Source organism: Staphylococcus sp. 231237_7MaSpsaltlick, from assembly GCF_043107035.1.
This window is the reverse complement of the sequence record NZ_JBICNX010000001.1, coordinates 67831-87077: the sequence shown is the minus strand read 5'-3', so window position 1 is coordinate 87077 and position 19247 is coordinate 67831. Positions and strand designations below refer to the sequence as shown.

The window sequence follows — 19247 nt, the reverse complement described above, 5'->3', positions numbered from 1 at the left end:
CAGTTTGATTGACAAACGTAAACGCTATATTATTTTAATAGCGAGTTGCTATTGTAAATAAAGTATAACTATCTTTAAGACGTATTAATTTGTATCAAGTTGTGCGTGTATTTAAGTAACGTGTTGTTCTGTATTCCATTTTTGAAAATAGAAACTCTAATAAAATGGCTAATAGCCAATAAAATGCTGCTGCAACTGAATAAACTGTTATAAACTGATAACCTTCATTAGCAATTACATGACTTACTGCCATAATTTCAGTGACTTGTACGGCAAATGCGAGTGATGTCCCTTTAATTAGCATAATAAATTGGTTTTCTATATTAGGCAGGGCATACGCAAAAGCTTGAGGCAAAACGATTTCTTTATAAATATGAAACCTTGAAAGACCTACACTTTGAGCTGCTTCTATTTGAGCAAATTCTACCGATTGTAATCCACTCTTTATTGATTCTGATAGATAAGCTATCGCATGTAATGAAAAAACAATAAAAGCAATCATTAAAGGTGAAAAAATATCTGGATTAATATGCCATTTGAATTGATCGTTTAAAAATATAATAAAAGCAGGTAAGCCATAATATAAAATAAACAGCTGAACGATTAATGGCGTACTTCTGAAAAATGAATTGTAAACAATGATAAAGTGCGACAGTACGGGAACGTGTTTTAAGCGAATCAGTGCAAAGCATAATCCTACAATCAGGCCTACGATTATGGCAACAATAGAAATCATTATTGTATTAGGAACACCTTTAAGCACTTCAGTTATTGTATATAAAACAAAGTCCAAATGAATATCCTCCTTAAATGCGATATGGTTTTTGTGCACGTTTGTCTATAAAAGTAAATGTGCCTTGTATAATTAAAGCGATAATCCAATAGATGATTGAAATGACAATATAAACTTCTAACATGCCTAAACCATAATTATTCCCGATAATCAATTTAACTTGTCCCATCATATCAATGATGCCTATAGTAAAAGCTAATGAAGTATCTTTTACCAGTTCAATAATTTGCGTTGTTAAATTTGGAATACTATTTCTTAAAGCCTGTGGAACAATTATTTCTTTTAGTATTCTAGGATAGGATAGACCGATTGATAAACCGGCTTCTATTTGATGGTAGTCTACAGATTGATATCCAGCACGTATTATTTCTGATAAATAAGCTCCAGTATGTAATGTGAAGGCTAAGATAACGAAAAATAATCTACTAAAATGATTAATATCTATATGAATCAATAACAATAGTTGGGGCAGTGCAAAGTAAACTAAAAATAGTTGTAAGAGTAATGGTGTGCTACGTATAAAAGATAAATAAATTCTTACAATTGGTGAAAGTATCTTAATTTGCTTAATGCGAATAAGGGCTAATATAAAGCCTAGAATCAATGCACATATCAATGATATAACAATCATTAATAAAGTTAAGGGTAATTGTTGTAATACTTGTCCAAACAAATCTAACCAATTTACAGATTGCATTATCGTTGAACCTCCAATTGTGTTTTTTTGTCATTAATTTCATCTAAGTCATCGAAGACATTAATATCAAAATACTTTTCTGAAAGTGCTTGTAATTTACCTTCTTTTTTTAATTCTAATGTCGCTTGATCAACATCATCATGTAATTTTTGATGTTTTTTATTGTAAACGATATGTAGAGGTTCTTTTTTTACAATGCCACCAATTTTAACATCTTCTTTGATTTGTGTTTGAATGGCTTTATAAGTATTCCAGTTTAATAACATGGCATCACGTCGTTGCTGACTGACCATTTTTAAATTGTCTCCATTAGAAGGTTCTTGAATCGTGTTAATATTGATTTTTGAAGAATTATTTTTGTTGTACTGAGATAAAATGGAATATAGTCCGCCACTAGGTGCCATAGGTGTGATTGATTTTCCAGGTAAATCATCTAAACTGTGTATGTCCGTATTGTTACTATTGACTACTAACATAGGCAACGCATAACTATAGGGCACATCTTGGTACAGAAATTGTTTTTCGCGTTCAGGTGTTTTGAAAAACCAGTTAATTCCCATATCAAATTTACCAGCACCAATACCAACTAAATTTGATTCTTCTTCACCTATTTCATATTTAAAGTCATATTGTGGTAACTTTTTTTCAATTAATTTCATATAATCCATATCGAGCCCAACAAACTCATTTTGCTTATTGGTATACAGGTATGGTGGGTTGACTTCTGCTGATAATGCTACTTTAACTTCTTTTTTTTGCGTACCCTTATTTGAATTGTTGGTTTGAGTACAAGCAGTTAATAGAACAATAGATGAAAACACAAGGACAGTAATAAATGCTCTTTTTAAAATCATTGATTATCACGCTCCGTGATGACTTTATTTAAGAAACGTTGAATCCTTTCAGATTTAGAATTATCTAATACTTCTTGTGGAGTACCGTGATGAATAATTTGACCATCATCAATAAATATCATTTGATCGGCAATAGCTTTAGCAAATTCAATTTCATGTGTTACTAAAACCATTGTCATACCTTCTTGTGCAATTGATTTAATGAGTGATAGTACACTCTGTATAGATTCTGGATCTAACGCAGAGGTTGGTTCGTCCAACAATAATACATCTGGGTTAAGGGCAAGGGCACGTATGATACCGATGCGTTGACTTTGACCGCCAGACAGTTGGATTGGATATTTGTCTTTTTGATTTAGCACATTAACGCGTTCTAAATAGGATAACGCGATTTCTTTAGCTTGAGTTGTACTGTGATTTTTACCATGTATTAAACCAACAGTTATATTTTCTAAAATAGTTTTATTCTTAAATAAATTATAATTTTGAAAGACCACTGCAGATTTTTGACGTAATTTTGTAATGTCCTTTTTAGTGTGCTTTGAAGCATTAAATGTTTCATCGCCAATAGTAATAGTCCCAGATTCTGGTAAGGCTAATGCATTTAAAGTCCTTAATAATGTTGTTTTACCAGAACCGCTTGGCCCAATAATTGCAGTAACAGTACCTTGTTCTTGAGCAAAACTTACATCATTAAGTATCGTATTTTGATTATATTTATGTATAAGATGTTTAACATTAATCATTCAATTTCCCCCAATATTTCATTAAGTATAAACTATCATAATAAATCTTATCGGTAAAGTAAGGTTTTTGCGCTTGAAAAGCTTTATTTCAATCATAGCGAGTGTTAAACTTGTATTTAATAAGGAAAAAGTGACGAACGAGGTGAAGGAAATGAATACTTCCGCATTAATACATACGGAGATTCAAGAAAAATGGATTGCTAAATTAGATACTATAAAAGACGAGTTTAGAGCGAAAGCAGAATACAATGATATACATTCACATTTTCCCTACGAAAATATTGAGTGGCTTGTAAATGAAGGTTATACATTACTAACGTTACCGAAAGCATACGGTGGTGAAGGTGCGACTGTTGAAGATATGGTGATACTTCAAAGTTATTTGGGATCAATCGATGGCGCAACTGCTTTATCAATAGGTTGGCATTTGAGTGTAATTGGACAATTATATGAACAACAAATGTGGGAACCAGATATGCTTAATCAATTTGCTGAAGCAGTCAAGAAAGGTGCATTAGTGAATAGAGCAGTTAGTGAAGCGGAAACTGGTAGCCCAACACGTGGTGGCAGACCGGCAACTAATGTAGTGAAAGTTGACGACGGCTTTGTACTTAATGGTGTGAAGACATTTACATCTATGAGCAAAGGGCTTACACATTTTGTAGTAAGTGCCTATTACGAAGCAATCGACCAAGTGGGTTTTTTCTTAGTAACTAAAGATACTCCAGGGGTGGAAATAGCAGATAATTGGAATATGGTAGGCATGCGTGCAACAGAAAGCCATGACCTTGTATTGAATGATGTACATTTACCAGAAGAAAATTTTGTCGAAATAAGGGGTGCTGGTGGTAAAAAGCCTAATGGATGGATATTACACATACCAAGTGTTTACTTAGGTATCGCTCAAGCTGCGCGTGATTATGCAGTAGATTTTTCCAAAACGTATAGCCCTAATAGTATAGAAGGAACAATTGGTGATTTACCGACTGTCCAACAAAATATTGGGAAAATGGAAACACTTTTATTATCTGCACGCCACTTCTTATGGAGTACAGCTGCTTTATATAATAATGAAGATTCTCAAAAAGTGAAATGGAATGAAACATCTGCCAGTAAAGTGATGGTAATGAATCAGGGATTAGAAGTTATAGATATTGCAATGCGTATTGTAGGCGCGAAAAGTCTTGAAATGGAACGTCCTTTACAACGCTATTATAGAGATATGCGCGCTGGTTTACACAATCCGCCTATGGAAGACATGGCATATACAAATATTGCACACAGCGTATTAGATCATTTTTAAATATTAAGAGCAATACAATAACTATGCATTTTTTAATAATTAAAAAAATAAAAAATTCACTTGTTTACTATTGTAAAATTACTTGAGTCATTATATAATCAATTGGTACTGATAATCATTTTCATTGGAGGAGAATTATGAAAAAATTAGTGTTTCCGTTACTTGTTTTAGTACTTATTTTAGCTGCATGTGGTAATAAATCAGATAGTGACAAAAAAGAAGAAACAAAGTCATATAAATTAGATAGTGGTAAAAGCCTAGATATACCAAAAAATCCTGAAAGAATTGCTGTTGTAGCGCCGACATATGCTGGCGGTATTAAATATCTTGGAGGTAATATTGTAGCTGTCAATGAACAAGTAGACAGTAGTAAATTACTGAAAGATAAGTTTAAAGACGTAGAAAAAATCGGGGAAAATGATGTAGAAAAAGTAGCAAAAGCTAAGCCAGACTTAATCGTTGTTTACTCTACAGATAAGAACATTAAAAAATACAATAAAATTGCACCAACAGTTGTTTATGACTATGGGAAGCATAAATACTTAGATCAACAAAGAGAATTAGGTAAGTTGCTTGGTAAAGAAGATGAAGTAGCTTCATGGGAAAAAGAATGGAAATCACAAACTAAAAAAGATGGTCAAGAAATCAAAGAGAAAATCGGTGAAGATGCAACAGTCTCTATCTTTGATGAATTTGATAAAAAATTATATAGCTACGGACCAAACTGGGGTCGTGGCGGCGAAGTATTATACCAAGCTTTTGGCCTGAAAATACCTGACAAATTAAATGACCTAGTTAAAAAAGAAGGCTGGGCAGAAGTGAAGCAAGAAAAAATTGCAGACTATGCAGGCGATTACATTGTTTCAACAAGTGAAGGTAAAGCAAAACCAGCTTATGAAAAAACAGATTTATGGCAAAATATACCAGCTGTTCAAAATAATCAAGTGATTCAAGTTCAAGCAGAAACATATTGGTATAATGACCCTTATACATTAGAATATATGAGAAAAGATTTAAAAGAGAAATTTTTAAATAAATAGAAATTTATATTCTATAAAAGTATATGTAAATAAATTTTAATGATTAATTAGCCTAAGGGGCGAGCATATGAAGTCAAAAGTTATCTTTTGGCTTCAAACTCGCTCCTTAAATTATGTCTTCATAAATGTAAACTTATTGTTTTTATTAGTTTACATTTGTGATATAATTTTTCTCATTGAAGGGGGAATCACTTTGACTACAAAATATTTAGTATATACTGCTTTAATGACGGCAATTATAGCTGTTCTAGGTTTTGTGCCTGCTATTCCATTACCTGTCATGCCCGTACCGATTGTATTACAGAACATTGGTATATTTCTAGCGGCAATTTTGCTTGGTCGTAAATATGGTACGTTAAGTGTCATTGTTTTATTATTACTAGTAGCTGCGGGGTTACCTTTATTATCAGGTGGTCGCGGTGGAATTGGTGTATTTGCTGGACCGTCAGCAGGATTTTTATTTATGTATCCAGTTATTACATATCTTATTGGTTTGGTAAGAGACTTATATTTTAAAAAAATTAATTTTGTTGTACTATTAATTACAACAATCGTTTTTGGCGTCTTATTGTTAGATATCACAGGTACAATCATAATGGGATTGATAACTAATTTACCTATTACGAAATCTGTTTCATTATCATTATTATTTATGCCTGCTGATATTTTAAAAGCAATTGTCGCAAGTTTGATTGGTAATATCATGCTAAATCATAGCCAATTTAAACAGTTGTTAAAATAAAATCATTAGACATTCGTAAGAATAGACGAAGCAAATAAGATAGGGTGAGGGTTCATGACGATTTCGATGGCAAATATATTTCAAGAAGGTAAAATTTATTCTGACGATCAGGTTAAAACAATTTATTTAACGCCAGAAGAACCTTTAGTATATGATGCGAATAAATGGATGTATAAAGAAATGCCTGCAATCAAGGATTGGAAACAACATATGGAAATGCAACAAAGTTTACATAGACAACAATATTCTGACCATTTAGCGTTTACTTTTCCGGAGAATACACCTTTAAGCCAACTTTGGCTAGATGAAATTAAATCCTATGGCTTCGAATTAGGGTGTATGGAACTTTATGCAATTGAGGCGAAAAACATTCGTAGAACTCAAAATCATAATATTGACGTAAAATTTGTCACGAATCAAACCTTAGAAGACTATATTAAAATCTATCGACAGTTTTCGGAACCATTTGGACTTAAATACACAGAAGAAAGTATTCGAGTAATACGTAATCAATTTCGAAGCGAAAATAAATCACGTATTATTGCTTACGATAATCACATTCCAGTAGGTATTTTAGATTTAATAATTACTGAAAAAACAGTTGAAATAGATGGTTTTGGTGTATTAGAAGATTATCAAAGACGAGGGATAGGTAAAACGATGCAATCATTTGTAGCCGATGTCTCGGAAGATAAAGTTATTATCCTTATCGCTGATGGTGAGGATAGTGCGAAACACATGTATATCAAACAAGGATACATTTTTATCAGTTATTGCTACCAAATATTGAAAGAACAAGCTTAAATGTAAATTAAAAAACGATCTTAAGACATATAATTATGTCTTAGGATCGTTTTGTATATTAGTGAATTATTTATTACATATGCTCTAATTGGACGCGTTCAGGGTGACTATATATGTTGAAATTTCCGTCTCTAATAAAGCCAACTGCAGTAATATTTAAGTCTTCAGCTAGCGTAACAGCTAACGTGGTTGGGGCAGATTTCGAAAGTATAACACCTACACCTATTTTAGCGGCTTTAATTAGTATTTCAGAGGAGATACGTCCACTGAAAATTAGCACTTTATTTCTCACAGGGATGTGTCTTTGGATACAATAACCATAAAGTTTATCGAGCGCATTATGACGGCCGATATCTTGACGATGTTCGAAGAACGCCTCTCCGTCACTAATAGCTGCATTATGAAGACCACCAGTTTGTTTGAAAACGGCACTTGCACTTTGTAAACGTGTCATCATATTTAGAATTTGTTTTGGGCTAATAACAATTTTTGACATAGAAGTTTTTGCTACAGCAGCATCATTTTGAAAATAAAATTCCCTACTCTTACCACAACATGATGCAATCATTCTTTTAGTTGAATATTCAAAACGTTCTCCTAGTGGTTTTGTTAATTCAACGTGAGCAAACCCTTTACTATCATCTATTTGAACTGACTTTAAGTCATCACTTTTTAGAATAGCCCCTTCAGACGCTAGAAAACCAAGTACAAGTTCCTCCATATGGTTTGGGCTACAGATTACGGTAGCGAATTCTTCTCCATTGACCATAATTGTTAAAGGGAATTCTGTTACATAGTGATCCGTTTTTTCAATAAGTTTACCATTTTCATATCGTACGATTGGTTGGTTGGTTAAAACGTCTTCATTCATCCATACACCTCTTTTCGTCTTCACTTTATATTTTAGCGCATTTTTAATTATAAAAAAATAATTCGATTTTACTCATGTAAATTAATATAAGTAGAAGGAACACTTAAACCGTAATTATGAATTAGAAATAGTTAAGATTGATTTACGAATCTAATGAAAGTAAACTTGAGGTAAACAAAATAAAGAGGTGAATTTGATATGGTAAGTATAAGAGATATTGCACATTTAGCAGAGGTTAGTCCTGGTACTGTATCCAGAGTATTGAATAACGATCCAACACTTTCGGTATCAAAAAATACTAGAGAGCGTATCCACCAAATAGTAAAAGAGAAACAATATCACAAGTCAACAAGAAAAAATAAAAGTATTCAAATCATTACTTATGCGTCAAGAGCTAAAGAAATGTCAGACCCATATTATAGAGAAATTCGATTGGCAATTGAAGCGGAAGTTAAACGTTTAAATCTATCGTTAAAGCGAACAATACGTATAGATGGTAATCAAAACGATAATGAATTAAATACAATAGAAAAAGCGGGAGCAATTATCGTTATAGGTAATTTTTCAGTTGATGCGCTACACAAACTCCAATATTATAATCCTAATATGGTAGTAATTAATAATCCCCATGTACCTAAATCTATAGATGCTGTATATTCAGATCTTCATTACTCTATGACTAACTTGCTAGATAAGATAAAGGGCTTAGGTTTAACACGCATAGCATACATAGGCGGGTATCATACAATAAGAGATTTAGATGGCACCCCAACTTCAAATGCAACTGATGTAAGATATAAAGCTTATCAAGCTTGGTGTGAAAGACATCAATTAGAAACGATAGCATTGCTTAATGGATGGAAAAAAGAACACGGTGAGCTAGCGGTTAAAACATTTATAGAGCACAAACAGGAGCTCCCACAAGTGTTTGTTGCAGGAAATGACATGGTCGCAATAGGCATTTTACAGCAAATTCAAGAGAATAAAATTGCAATACCAGAGAATGTAAAGTTAATCAGTTTTAATGATTTAGAGGTTATCCAATATGCTGTTCCTTCTATTAGTAGTGTACATATTCCTGTAGATGAATTTGGTAGAACTGCAGTAAGGATGGCAGAAGAACGTATTAATCAGACAAGAAAGCTTGCTATTCATATAGTAGTAGAAGCACCATTGAAGTCTCGGAATACTTTTAAAGTCTAAGTGAAGTATATTACGTTGACAAAACTTTTAGTAAACAAGTAAACTTTGTTTGTGTTTACTAATAAAAAAGAATTAATCACTTTGCATTTAATGTAGATAAAAAGGAGTGGGAATCTTATGTTACAAGCAATGCACGAAAAGTTTGAAACGTTATTTGGTGTAGAAGCTGAAGTCAGCGCTTTTGCCCCTGGAAGAATCAATTTAATTGGGGAACATACTGATTATAATGGGGGATATGTTTTTCCAGCAGCAATAGAATTAGGAACTTATGGATTAGCAACTAAAAGAGACGACCGTAAAATTCAACTTTATTCAAATAATTTTGAAGAAAATGGCATCGTAACATTCACTTTGGATGATTTAGTATTTAATCAAGATGATGATTGGGCGAATTATCCAAAAGGCGTCGTAAAATATTTAACTGAAACATTCAATGAAATTGACCAAGGATTTAATATTTTAGTCGAAGGTAACATTCCAAATGGAGCCAGTTTGTCGTCGTCTGCTTCAATCGAAATACTTACAGGTTGGTTATTAAAAGATTTATTTGATTTGAGATTAGAACGTTTGCAGCTTATTAAAATAGGTCAATTGGTCGAGAATAAATTTATGGGTGTGAACTCAGGCATCATGGATCAATTTATTATTGGCATGGGTAAAGCAAACCATGCAATATTACTTGATACTGCAACATTGGAGTTTGAATATGTACCAGCCAAATTTGGAGATTATGTGATTTCTATAATGAATACGAATAAACGACGTTCATTGACTGAAAGTAAATATAATGAGCGCAGAGCGGAATGTGAATCTGCGCTTGCAGCATTAAAAAAAGAATTGAATATAGGAGCGTTAGGCGAACTTACATTAGCCCGATTTAATCAAAATAAGCATCTTATTAAAGATGAAGTATCACGTCGTAGAGCTAAGCATGCCGTATCAGAAAATGAACGTACAAAACTTGCGCGTAAAGTACTTGCGGAAGATGATTTCGAACAATTTGGCAAACTACTTAATATGTCTCATGCTTCATTGAAAGAAGATTATGAAGTTACAGGAATTGAATTGGATACATTAGCTGAAACAGCTCAACAAGTTAATGGTGTATTGGGGGCGAGAATGACAGGTGCAGGATTTGCAGGTTGTGCGATTGCCTTAGTGCATAAAGACAGTATCAAGCAATTAGAACATGAAGTTTCCCAAGCTTATTTAGAAAAAATTGGTTATGCACCATCGTTTTACCACGTAGGTATTAGCGGTGGCGTAACATCTTTATAAGTGATACAAAATAAATGAAGGAAGGTTTTTATATGTCTGTTTTAGTGTTGGGTGGGGCAGGTTATATAGGCAGCCATGCCGTAGATCAATTGATTGAGAAAGGTTACAAAGTTGTAGTTGTAGACAATTTAGGAACGGGACATAGAGAGGCAGTGCATCAAGATGCAAGTTTCTATGAAGGTGATATTCGTGACAAAGCATTTTTAGAACACGTTTTTACAAATGAACATATTGAAGGTGTGTTTCACTTTTGTGCATACTCATTAGTTGGAGAATCTGTAGGAAAACCATTAGCTTATTTCAATAATAATGTATATGGCTTACAAGTATTATTAGAGGTAATGTATGCGCACCAAGTAGAGCATATTATATTTTCATCAACAGCGGCAGTATATGGAGAACCAGATATAGTACCAATCACAGAAGAAGATTCTAAAACACCAACGAGCCCATACGGCGAAAGTAAATTAATGATGGAAAAAATGATGCATTGGTGCCATAATGCTTATGGTATAAACTATGCTGCGCTGCGCTACTTTAATGTTGCTGGTGCTAAACAAGGTGGATGGATAGGTGAAGACCATCGCCCTGAAACACATTTGATTCCTATTGTATTGCAAGTGGCGTTAGGACAACGTGATGCTTTAACTATTTTTGGTGATGATTATGATACTGAAGATGGTTCTTGCATACGAGATTATTTACATGTTGTAGATTTAATTGATGCACATATTTTAGCTTATCAGTATTTACAAAACGGAGGCGTATCGGGTGCGTTTAACTTAGGTAGTAGTCAAGGCTACTCTGTTTTTGAAATCTTAGAAGCAGCACGTAAAGTAACAAAAGCACCAATTAAAGCTGAAGTTGGGCCAAGGAGAGCCGGGGATCCAAGTAAGTTAGTTGCGGCAAGTGATAAGGCACAGTCTGTCTTAGGTTGGAAACCACAACATGATAATATACACGACATCATTGATTCAGCGTGGCAATGGCATCATCAGCATCCTAATGGTTATCAACAAAGTTTGGAGGGATAACGCATGTTATTAAATCAACAATTAGTGCAGCAATTTGTCGCACAAGCAATTTCATTTGGTGATTATGAACAAGAAGATAGTATTTATATTCAAAATCAATTATTGCGTATTTTAAATGCTCGAGGGGTTACAGAGAGCTTGAAATCCCCATTAGCTAAAGATGCTACAGCAAATGAAATAACACAATATTGGATTAATGAAGCTATAAATGAAAATTGCATTGAAGATGCGTTATACGTTAGAGAAATTGTTGAAGCACAACTTTTAGATTTAATCACACCAAGGCCGTCAGTCATTAATAGGAAGTTTAGAGAAGCCTATGAACAATCGCCAGAAATGGCGACGAATTATTTTTATGAAATTGCTAAACGTAATCATTATGTGAAAGAAGATGCGATAGCAAACAATATTAATTATGAAGTGGATACTGAATATGGTGATATTGAAATAACTATTAATTTATCCAAACCAGAAAAGGATGCAAAGCAAATTGCAAAAGCTAAAGCTGCGCCTGCTACGGAGTATCCTAAATGTGCCTTGTGCATTGAAAATGAAGGTTTTCAAGGCTCTGTTACCCAAGCAGCGCGTGCTAATCATCGTGTGATACGTTTAAATTTAGATGGACAACCATGGGGATTTCAATATTCTCCATATGCTTATTTCTTAGAACATAGCATTGTTTTTTCTGAACAACATGTGCCGATGGAGGTAAATAAACAAACCTTTGTTAATTTAATTGATTTTATAAAAAAATTCCCACATTATTTTATTGGCTCTAATGCGGACATTCCGCTTGTAGGTGGATCTATACTATCACATAATCACTATCAAACTGGGAGACATGTATTCCCTATGGATAATGCAACGGAAATTGAAAAATTTAATATAACAGATTTTCCATCGGTAGAAGCAAGTACTTTAAATTGGCCAATGAGTGTGATTAGATTAAAAAGTAAAAACAGTAGTGAGTTAATTCAAGCGGCTACACATGTGATGACGCAGTGGAATCAATATTCTGATAATAGTGTAGATATTAAGGCTTATAGCAAAGAGGGAGAGAGACATCATACGATTACACCTATTGCAAGGTATAGAGATGAATTGTATGAATTGGATATTGTATTGAGAGATAATCAGACTTCTATGGAGTTTCCAGATGGCATATTCCACCCACACAAAGACGTACAACATATCAAAAAAGAAAATATAGGACTAATAGAAGTGATGGGAACGGCGATATTGCCTGGCCGTTTAAAAGAAGAATTGCAACAAGTGAAATCATATTTACTAGGTGCAGTCCATATTAATCTAGGCGTCCATAAACAATGGGCTGATGATATGAAGCAAACTTATGATATCGACACTGACAATGTAAATAAAATTGTAGATAATGAAGTAGGTTACAAATTTAAACGTGTATTAGAGGATGCAGGTGTCTTTAAAAATACTAAGTTTGGTCGAGCGGCATTTAAACGTTTCATAGATATTTTATGAATAAAATAAATTAACAATAATAGTATAAACAAGGTAGATAAAGTAGCTTTTATGAAACTTTATCTACCTTGTTGTTGGTTAGGAGTAAGATGAGGCTATCAAATAACAAATTTTGATTTGCTTCTATCTTATTCCTATTTTCTTGCTTTTATTTTCTTATTTGCAAGCATATAATAAAGTGAAGGAGTGATTTTTTTGAAAATTAAAATTAAATACTTACTTATTACATTTCTTGTCCTAACAATTATTTTGGCAGGGTGTTCTAATGAAAATGATAGTAATAAAAATGCTAAAACGAAAAACGAAGAAAATGAAAAACAAGTATTACATGTTGCAGCAGCAGCAAGTCTTACAGATGCAACAAAAGATTTAGAAAAAGCTTTTAAAGATGAACATAGTAATGTAGACGTTACATTTAATTATGGCGGTTCAGGTGCTTTAAGACAGCAAATAGAAAAAGGTGCTCCTGTTGATGTATTTATGTCAGCAAATGAAAAAGATGTAGATGCACTTGTAGACAAAGATCATGCACAAAATACATATGAATACGCGAAAAATAAGTTAGTGCTTATCGGTGGAAAAGATAGTGACTATAAATCTGTTACAGACATTAAAGATGGGGACAAATTAGCTATTGGGGAAACCAAATCAGTACCAGCTGGCAAATACGCTGAACAATATCTGAAAAGTAATGATTTATTTGACAGTGTTAAAGCTCACCTCGTTTATGCAAAAGATGTACGCCAAGTATTAAATTATGTTGAAAAAGGTAATGCGCAAATGGGTTATGTCTACCAGACAGATTTATATCAGAGTCAACAAAACGGTAATAGTAAAGTCAAAGAGATTAATACCGCAGAATTACAAAATCCAATTGTTTATAAATCTGCTACGATAACAGATGATAAGCTAGCTAAAGAATGGATAGATTTCTTAAAAACAGATAAAGCAAAAGCTATTATGAAAAAATATAAATTCGAGGTATAGGAGGTTTTAGCAATGCAAGATATGACACCATTTTGGATATCACTTAAAGTAGCTCTAATTAGTACCATTATTGTTACTTTAATGGGTATTTTAATATCAAAATGGTTATATAAACGCCATGGTATCATTGCTAGGATCTTAGAAAGTATCATTGTATTACCAATTGTATTACCACCTACTGTAATGGGCTTTATTTTGCTAATTATCTTTTCACCCCAAAGTTTCGTGGGTGCATTTTTCAAGAACGTATTAAATATGCCAGTTGTTTTCACTCTGACTGGGGCTGTTATTGCCTCAGTAATCGTAAGTTTTCCACTGATGTATCAGCATACCGTACAAGGCTTTCGTAGCATTGATCATAAAATGATAAATACTGCTAGGACAATGGGAGCTAGTGAGAATAAAATATTCTTTAAACTAATTTTTCCTTTATCCAAACGGCCAATACTTTCAGGTATTATGATGAGTTTTGCACGTGCGATTGGTGAATTTGGCGCCACGCTCATGGTAGCGGGTTATATTCCAAATAAAACAAATACATTGCCATTAGAAATTTATTTCTTAGTAGAACAAGGTAAAGAAAATCAAGCTTGGTTATGGGTAATCGTGTTGGTAGCATTTGCAATTACTGTAATTGGAACTATAAATATATTAAATAAAGATCGTTTTAGGGAGGTGGAGTAATTGTTGAAAATACATTTAAATCATCTACTAAAAGATCAACAGTTAAAAATCGATATCGAGGATAATAAGCCTAAAATTTATGCGATTAAGGGGCCTTCGGGGATAGGAAAAACAACATTATTAAATATGATAGCTGGTTTAAGAAAGCCGAATAATGCTTTTATCCAACTCAATAATCACGTTATTTCTGATACAAAGCGGGCTATAGACGTGAAAATACAAAAACGAAATATTGGTTATTTATTTCAAGATTATCAATTATTTCCTAATATGGATGTTTATCATAATATAACTTTTATGGCCAAACCTTCTCAACATATAGACAGACTTTTACAGCAATTAAATATTGAGCACTTAAAAGCACAATACCCTTTGCGACTATCAGGTGGTGAAGCACAACGTGTAGCATTAGCAAGAGCGCTAAGTACAAGACCAGATTTGATATTATTAGACGAGCCATTTTCAAGTTTAGATGACGCAACTAAAACAGAAAGTATAGAGCTTGTTAAACGTATATTTGAAAAATGGCAAATACCTATTATATTTGTGACACATTCCGATTACGAAGCTACTGGCTTAGCACATGAAGTTATAAATATTGTTTGAATAATACTTATACTGGATATTTACAATGAATAAACTATACAGTTTGAAGAATTAATACCTAAGACTTTGTTTGTTATATAGAAACACATCTTCATGTAATATTAGAAGAATACAAAGAAAGCAATTTATAAAAATCGACTTCTATCCAGTCTCTCTAAATGCTTGGTTTAAGATTATTATAAATACTTTTTAAGACGGTGAATATATGAAAATAGAGTTTTTGGGGACTGCTGGTGGCGTGCCTTCTTTGTATAAGTCAGTTTCACAACATAAAGACACTGTTCAGCGAACTGGCCCAGCTATTTATATTCACGATTTACAATTGTTAATTGATACCTCGGAAGATATTTTTTATCAATTACGACGTTCTCAAATATATGATATAAAATATGGATTATATTCACATTGGCATCCAGATCATACAATGGGTCTTAGAATATGGGAAACACTCAACTATGATTTTATTAATAAAATACCACAATCAAAAATGTCTAAAATTTATATAACAAAGCAACAAAAGGCAGATTTTAAAAAATATTTAGGTCATTGGGACCACTTGAATTACTTGAGTGAAATTGGCGTGATTGAAAAAGAAGTTTTAGAAAATAATTCAACAATAAATATTAAAGATGTGTCGATAGAGTGGGTTCAATTAGCAGAGGAAATTGCATTTGGATTTTATATTATCACGAATACACAACGTATTTTGATTATCCCAGACGAAATAAAAAATTATAAACCTAGCCAAAAGGTAAAAGAAGTTGACGTGGCGATTTTACCTTTTGGTAGTAACGAAGTTAATCCTGTAACTCATGAACGTATACTTGAAGCAGGGATTCTTGACGGTCTAGGAGAAACACGATTTGATGAAAGTGTAGCACTTGCACGTGAAATAAATGCAAAACATACTTACTTTACACATATAGAAGCAACAGAAAGTTTAAATAAATCACAGTTAATGATGTTAGAACAACAATTAAAGCAGTCAGGCTTGGATGCGACAATCGCTTATGATGGTTTAATTATCCAAATTTGAAAAAGGCATGAAGTCCCAATTGGAACTTCATGCCTTTTATTCGTCACGGGTATTTGGAATAGGGAAATGTTCGAAAATTTCCCCTGTATTAAGTGCTTCAGATAATGTAGATAACCAAGCATAATATACTTTAGAATGGTCCAATTGCTTTGACATTTCTTTAGCTTCTTCGATGACTTCCTCAGATGCACTTTCTGAATGAATAATGGGGTCCAATAATTTTTCTGCTCGTTGAATTGCCAATAAATTTAATTTAATTTCTCTATTCCATTTTTGTGAGAAAAAATTACCGAAGAAAGTAAAGAAATCTTTTTCAGCAACAAAATGTTGTTTTCTACTACCACGCGTAAATTGTTGTTTAACGCCATCAAATTCTTGAAGTTTTTTAACTCCTGCACTCATACTTGGTTTGCTCATTTGTAATTCATAGCGCATTTCATCTAGTGTCATGCTTTTTTGTTCGAACACCATCGTCCCATATAAATTGCCAACGCTACGGTTAACCCCGTAAAGATCCATAGTCTCACCTATAGAATTAATCACGATGTCTTTAGCTTGGGTTAATAGTTGTTCATAATCCCTTGAACGTGCCATTGATTCACCTCCGAATAGTATTCAATTAATTGTATCATGAACGCTTAAGCAAGGGGTATGATTAATTAATATATAGTTTATTGAAAATAATTTCAATATAGAAATGAATTATTAACTACAAATATTTAGCTAAGGGAAAACACTACTTTTCATAATATTAATACCAAAACATTGTTACATTGTGACCCAAGATTTATAATGGAAACAATGATGTATAGAAGGGGTAATGCGTGTGACTAAAGATCGCTATTCAAGACAAACTTTATTTAAACACATTGGTCCTGAAGGACAAGATAAAATTATAAATGCGCATGTTGTAATTATTGGGATGGGTGCTTTAGGGACACATCTTGCTGAAAGTCTAGTTCGAGCTGGTGTAGGTGCGCTGACAATCGTCGATAGAGATTATATTGAGTTCAGTAATTTACAAAGACAAACTTTATATACGGAAATTGACGCACATGAAGCTTTACCTAAAGTCGTTGCAGCTGAACGGCATTTAAAAGCAATTCGCCAAGATTTACATTTAATTTGTCATATTGCACATGTTAATCGGCAATTTTTAGATGAACATTGTAAAAATGTACAGCTTATATTAGATGCGACAGATAACTTTGAAACGCGTCAATTGATCAATGATTTTGCATTCCAACAAAGAATTCCTTGGATATATGGTGGTGTGGTAGAAAGTACATATGTAGAAACAGCGTTTATCCCAGGATTAACGCCATGCTTTAATTGTTTGATACCGCAATTACCTGTTATTAACAGAACTTGCGATACAGTTGGCGTCATCCAACCAGCTGTAGGTATGACGACAAGTTTACAGATGAGGGACGCGTTAAAAGTGTTAACCAAGCAAGGCATTGGCTCCAAAGTAACATACGGAGACTTATGGGAGGGTACACATTTTACGTTCGGCTATAGTAAATTACAGCGGGCACATTGTCCGACATGTGGAGAATCGCCCACATACCCACATTTAAACAAAACAAAGCGGCAATTTGTTAGTTTATGCGGACGAGATACAGTGCAGTATGAAAACCCTAACATTTCCCAGGAAATGCTAGAAGCATTTTTAGTAGAACATCAAATTGCATATAAGCGTAACGACTATTTGCTTCAATTTAAATACAAAGGGTATCGAATAGTAAGTTTTAAAAATGGAAGAATGCTAATACATGGCATGATAAAGCCTGATTTAGCTATTAAACTAATGAATCAACTTTTTGGATAAAGGAGGATTGATAACGATGCATACGAACGTAAAGTTAGATAAAGATATAAATTGCGCAATACTAACTGTATCTGACACAAGAAATTACGATACAGATAAAGGCGGTCAATTAGCAATATCGCTCCTATCTGAATTAAACGTTCATATTGACGAAAATCATTACCGCATTGTAACAGACGATATGTCTGCTATACAGACTCAGTTAAAACAATGGTTGACTGAAGATATTGACGTGATTATCACTACGGGTGGGACAGGTATCGCACAAAGAGATGTGACCATAGAAGCAGTGTCATCTCTTATCACAAAGGAAATTGAAGGATTTGGAGAGTTGTTTAGATATCTTAGTTATACTGAAGATGTTGGTAGTCGTGCAATATTATCAAGGGCGATTGCAGGGACAATTGGAAAACGATTAATTTTTAGTGTACCTGGTTCTACCGGTGCAGTTAGATTAGCTTTAAACAAGCTAATAAAACCTGAATTAAATCATTTAGTCCAAGAAATAACAAAATAAAGCAGGAGCGATATAAAAATCAAAAACATCAATTGATTTAATCATTTCGCTCCTAAGTAAATTGGTTCAATATTTGTTACACGTGATGATATCCATTTACCAAAACAATATAAGTTTAAGGCCAGTAATATCATAAATCATATTATTATATGCAATTTAGCGCGGCATATACTAGTTAAAAATACATAACTGAGTATTAATTCGGTCGTTGGAAATCACCAGATTTACCACCAGTTTTAGATAGCAAATATGTTTCACCGATAACCATGCTTTTATCTAAAGCTTTAGTCATGTCATAAACGGTTAACGCAACTGCAGAAGCTGCGGTAAGTGCTTCCATTTCGACGCCAGTTTTTCCAGTTGTCGAAACACTTGCTTGGATATTTAAAGTAAACGATGTGGCATTTTCTTTCCAGTTAAATGAAACATCAACCCCAGTAAGCGGTAATGGGTGACACATAGGAATAATATCAGCAGTATTTTTTGCTGCCATGATACCTGCGATTTGTGCAGTATTGAGTACATTGCCTTTTTTATTTGTATTATCGACAATTTGTTGATAAATTGCTTGATTAACTGTAATACTTGAATGCGCAATGGCTGTACGTTTGGTAATGTTTTTTTCTGAGACATCAACCATTTTAGCATTACCTTGTTCGTTGATATGTGTGAATTCAGACAAAGATATCCCTCCTAATCGTTTCCTAGTATATCACGAAATCCATTT

21 protein-coding genes are annotated in these 19247 nt (G+C 33.3%); 14 read left to right on the top strand and 7 right to left on the bottom strand.

The genetic code is table 11. The features are described from left to right. Positions 1-94: 94 nt before the first annotated feature. The 4 genes from ACF91D_RS00510 to ACF91D_RS00495 are packed head-to-tail and all read right to left on the bottom strand — an operon-like array spanning position 95 to position 3090. On the bottom strand, positions 95-793 hold the full coding sequence (locus ACF91D_RS00510; protein ID WP_039068047.1) for an amino acid ABC transporter permease: 699 nt from the start codon (positions 791-793) through the stop codon (positions 95-97). 13 nt (positions 794-806) lie between these two features. Continuing rightward, positions 807-1490, bottom strand: coding sequence for an amino acid ABC transporter permease (locus ACF91D_RS00505; protein ID WP_039068045.1), 684 nt, complete (start codon positions 1488-1490; stop codon positions 807-809). Further along, on the bottom strand, positions 1490-2344 hold the full coding sequence (locus ACF91D_RS00500; RefSeq protein WP_039068044.1) for an amino acid ABC transporter substrate-binding protein: 855 nt from the start codon (positions 2342-2344) through the stop codon (positions 1490-1492). The genes ACF91D_RS00505 and ACF91D_RS00500 overlap by 1 nt, the downstream gene beginning before the upstream one ends. Continuing rightward, positions 2341-3090 carry an amino acid ABC transporter ATP-binding protein gene (locus tag ACF91D_RS00495; RefSeq protein ID WP_392436353.1) on the bottom strand — a complete coding sequence of 250 codons (750 nt, stop codon included), beginning with the start codon at positions 3088-3090 and terminating at the stop codon, positions 2341-2343. The genes ACF91D_RS00500 and ACF91D_RS00495 overlap by 4 nt, the downstream gene beginning before the upstream one ends. 151 nt (positions 3091-3241) lie before the next feature. On the opposite strand from ACF91D_RS00495, the gene ACF91D_RS00490 reads away from it, so the two are divergent. From ACF91D_RS00490 to ACF91D_RS00475, 4 genes are all read left to right on the top strand, one after another. Beyond that, a complete protein-coding gene (locus tag ACF91D_RS00490; RefSeq protein WP_039068041.1) occupies positions 3242-4393 on the top strand; it encodes an acyl-CoA dehydrogenase family protein in 1152 nt (383 codons plus the stop codon). Between the two features lie 137 nt (positions 4394-4530). Continuing rightward, complete coding sequence (locus tag ACF91D_RS00485; protein ID WP_039068040.1) at positions 4531-5433, top strand: ABC transporter substrate-binding protein; 903 nt, start codon at positions 4531-4533, stop codon at positions 5431-5433. A gap of 193 nt (positions 5434-5626) precedes the next feature. After that, complete coding sequence (locus ACF91D_RS00480; protein WP_039068038.1) at positions 5627-6175, top strand: biotin transporter BioY; 549 nt, start codon at positions 5627-5629, stop codon at positions 6173-6175. A gap of 54 nt (positions 6176-6229) precedes the next feature. Further along, on the top strand, positions 6230-6979 hold the full coding sequence (locus tag ACF91D_RS00475; RefSeq protein ID WP_039068037.1) for a GNAT family N-acetyltransferase: 750 nt from the start codon (positions 6230-6232) through the stop codon (positions 6977-6979). A 73-nt stretch (positions 6980-7052) separates the two neighbouring features. Here the strand turns inward: ACF91D_RS00475 and fdhD are convergent, their stop codons facing one another. Further along, complete coding sequence (fdhD, locus tag ACF91D_RS00470; RefSeq protein WP_039068036.1) at positions 7053-7850, bottom strand: formate dehydrogenase accessory sulfurtransferase FdhD; 798 nt, start codon at positions 7848-7850, stop codon at positions 7053-7055. 198 nt (positions 7851-8048) lie between these two features. Here fdhD and ACF91D_RS00465 point away from each other — a divergent pair, with 198 nt between their 5' ends. The 8 genes from ACF91D_RS00465 to ACF91D_RS00430 all read left to right on the top strand — a co-directional run bounded on the left by ACF91D_RS00465 (position 8049) and on the right by ACF91D_RS00430 (position 16172). Next, positions 8049-9053: a LacI family DNA-binding transcriptional regulator gene (locus ACF91D_RS00465; protein WP_039068035.1), complete on the top strand. Its 1005-nt coding sequence runs from the start codon at positions 8049-8051 to the stop codon at positions 9051-9053. A 117-nt stretch (positions 9054-9170) separates the two neighbouring features. Further along, positions 9171-10331, top strand: a complete 1161-nt coding sequence (locus ACF91D_RS00460) for a galactokinase (protein WP_039068034.1) — start codon at positions 9171-9173, stop codon at positions 10329-10331. 32 nt (positions 10332-10363) lie between these two features. Next, positions 10364-11365 (top strand): UDP-glucose 4-epimerase GalE, encoded by a 1002-nt coding sequence (gene galE / locus ACF91D_RS00455; protein ID WP_039068032.1) that lies wholly within the window; start codon positions 10364-10366, stop codon positions 11363-11365. Between the two features lie 3 nt (positions 11366-11368). Beyond that, positions 11369-12859 carry a UDP-glucose--hexose-1-phosphate uridylyltransferase gene (galT, locus tag ACF91D_RS00450; RefSeq protein WP_069792409.1) on the top strand — a complete coding sequence of 497 codons (1491 nt, stop codon included), beginning with the start codon at positions 11369-11371 and terminating at the stop codon, positions 12857-12859. Positions 12860-13060: 201 nt separating this feature from the next. Further along, positions 13061-13846 carry a molybdate ABC transporter substrate-binding protein gene (gene modA, locus ACF91D_RS00445; protein WP_101051164.1) on the top strand — a complete coding sequence of 262 codons (786 nt, stop codon included), beginning with the start codon at positions 13061-13063 and terminating at the stop codon, positions 13844-13846. Positions 13847-13858: 12 nt separating this feature from the next. Continuing rightward, a complete protein-coding gene (gene modB, locus ACF91D_RS00440; protein WP_039068029.1) occupies positions 13859-14530 on the top strand; it encodes a molybdate ABC transporter permease subunit in 672 nt (223 codons plus the stop codon). Beyond that, positions 14531-15136, top strand: coding sequence for an ATP-binding cassette domain-containing protein (locus tag ACF91D_RS00435; RefSeq protein ID WP_318759821.1), 606 nt, complete (start codon positions 14531-14533; stop codon positions 15134-15136). Positions 15137-15341: 205 nt separating this feature from the next. After that, complete coding sequence (locus tag ACF91D_RS00430) at positions 15342-16172, top strand: MBL fold metallo-hydrolase (protein WP_327620715.1); 831 nt, start codon at positions 15342-15344, stop codon at positions 16170-16172. A 36-nt stretch (positions 16173-16208) separates the two neighbouring features. Here ACF91D_RS00430 and cudC read toward each other — a convergent pair whose 3' ends face one another. Next, positions 16209-16766 carry a choline uptake/conversion transcriptional regulator CudC gene (gene cudC / locus ACF91D_RS00425; RefSeq protein ID WP_107548703.1) on the bottom strand — a complete coding sequence of 186 codons (558 nt, stop codon included), beginning with the start codon at positions 16764-16766 and terminating at the stop codon, positions 16209-16211. Positions 16767-16998: 232 nt separating this feature from the next. Here cudC and ACF91D_RS00420 point away from each other — a divergent pair, with 232 nt between their 5' ends. Continuing rightward, entirely contained in the window at positions 16999-18003 is a 1005-nt protein-coding gene (locus ACF91D_RS00420) for a ThiF family adenylyltransferase (protein ID WP_069792412.1), read from the top strand. A 10-nt stretch (positions 18004-18013) separates the two neighbouring features. Then, positions 18014-18520: a MogA/MoaB family molybdenum cofactor biosynthesis protein gene (locus ACF91D_RS00415; protein ID WP_172643877.1), complete on the top strand. Its 507-nt coding sequence runs from the start codon at positions 18014-18016 to the stop codon at positions 18518-18520. Between the two features lie 196 nt (positions 18521-18716). Here the strand turns inward: ACF91D_RS00415 and moaC are convergent, their stop codons facing one another. Continuing rightward, positions 18717-19202: a cyclic pyranopterin monophosphate synthase MoaC gene (gene moaC, locus ACF91D_RS00410; protein ID WP_327620714.1), complete on the bottom strand. Its 486-nt coding sequence runs from the start codon at positions 19200-19202 to the stop codon at positions 18717-18719. Positions 19203-19247: the final 45 nt, after the last annotated feature.

Bases quoted from the DNA above. Each gene is read 5' to 3' on its own strand.
- ACF91D_RS00475 (WP_039068037.1), top strand. From the start codon at position 6,230: ATGACGATTTCGATGGCAAATATATTTCAAGAAGGTAAAATTTATTCT.
- galE (WP_039068032.1), top strand. From the start codon at position 10,364: ATGTCTGTTTTAGTGTTGGGTGGGGCAGGTTATATAGGCAGCCATGCC.
- ACF91D_RS00460 (WP_039068034.1), top strand. From the start codon at position 9,171: ATGTTACAAGCAATGCACGAAAAGTTTGAAACGTTATTTGGTGTAGAA.
- ACF91D_RS00505 (WP_039068045.1), bottom strand. From the start codon at position 1,490: ATGCAATCTGTAAATTGGTTAGATTTGTTTGGACAAGTATTACAACAA.
- ACF91D_RS00430 (WP_327620715.1), top strand. From the start codon at position 15,342: ATGAAAATAGAGTTTTTGGGGACTGCTGGTGGCGTGCCTTCTTTGTAT.
- ACF91D_RS00500 (WP_039068044.1), bottom strand. From the start codon at position 2,344: ATGATTTTAAAAAGAGCATTTATTACTGTCCTTGTGTTTTCATCTATT.
- ACF91D_RS00490 (WP_039068041.1), top strand. From the start codon at position 3,242: ATGAATACTTCCGCATTAATACATACGGAGATTCAAGAAAAATGGATT.
- modB (WP_039068029.1), top strand. From the start codon at position 13,859: ATGCAAGATATGACACCATTTTGGATATCACTTAAAGTAGCTCTAATT.
- cudC (WP_107548703.1), bottom strand. From the start codon at position 16,766: ATGGCACGTTCAAGGGATTATGAACAACTATTAACCCAAGCTAAAGAC.
- ACF91D_RS00465 (WP_039068035.1), top strand. From the start codon at position 8,049: ATGGTAAGTATAAGAGATATTGCACATTTAGCAGAGGTTAGTCCTGGT.
- ACF91D_RS00485 (WP_039068040.1), top strand. From the start codon at position 4,531: ATGAAAAAATTAGTGTTTCCGTTACTTGTTTTAGTACTTATTTTAGCT.
- fdhD (WP_039068036.1), bottom strand. From the start codon at position 7,850: ATGAATGAAGACGTTTTAACCAACCAACCAATCGTACGATATGAAAAT.
- ACF91D_RS00495 (WP_392436353.1), bottom strand. From the start codon at position 3,090: ATGATTAATGTTAAACATCTTATACATAAATATAATCAAAATACGATA.
- galT (WP_069792409.1), top strand. From the start codon at position 11,369: ATGTTATTAAATCAACAATTAGTGCAGCAATTTGTCGCACAAGCAATT.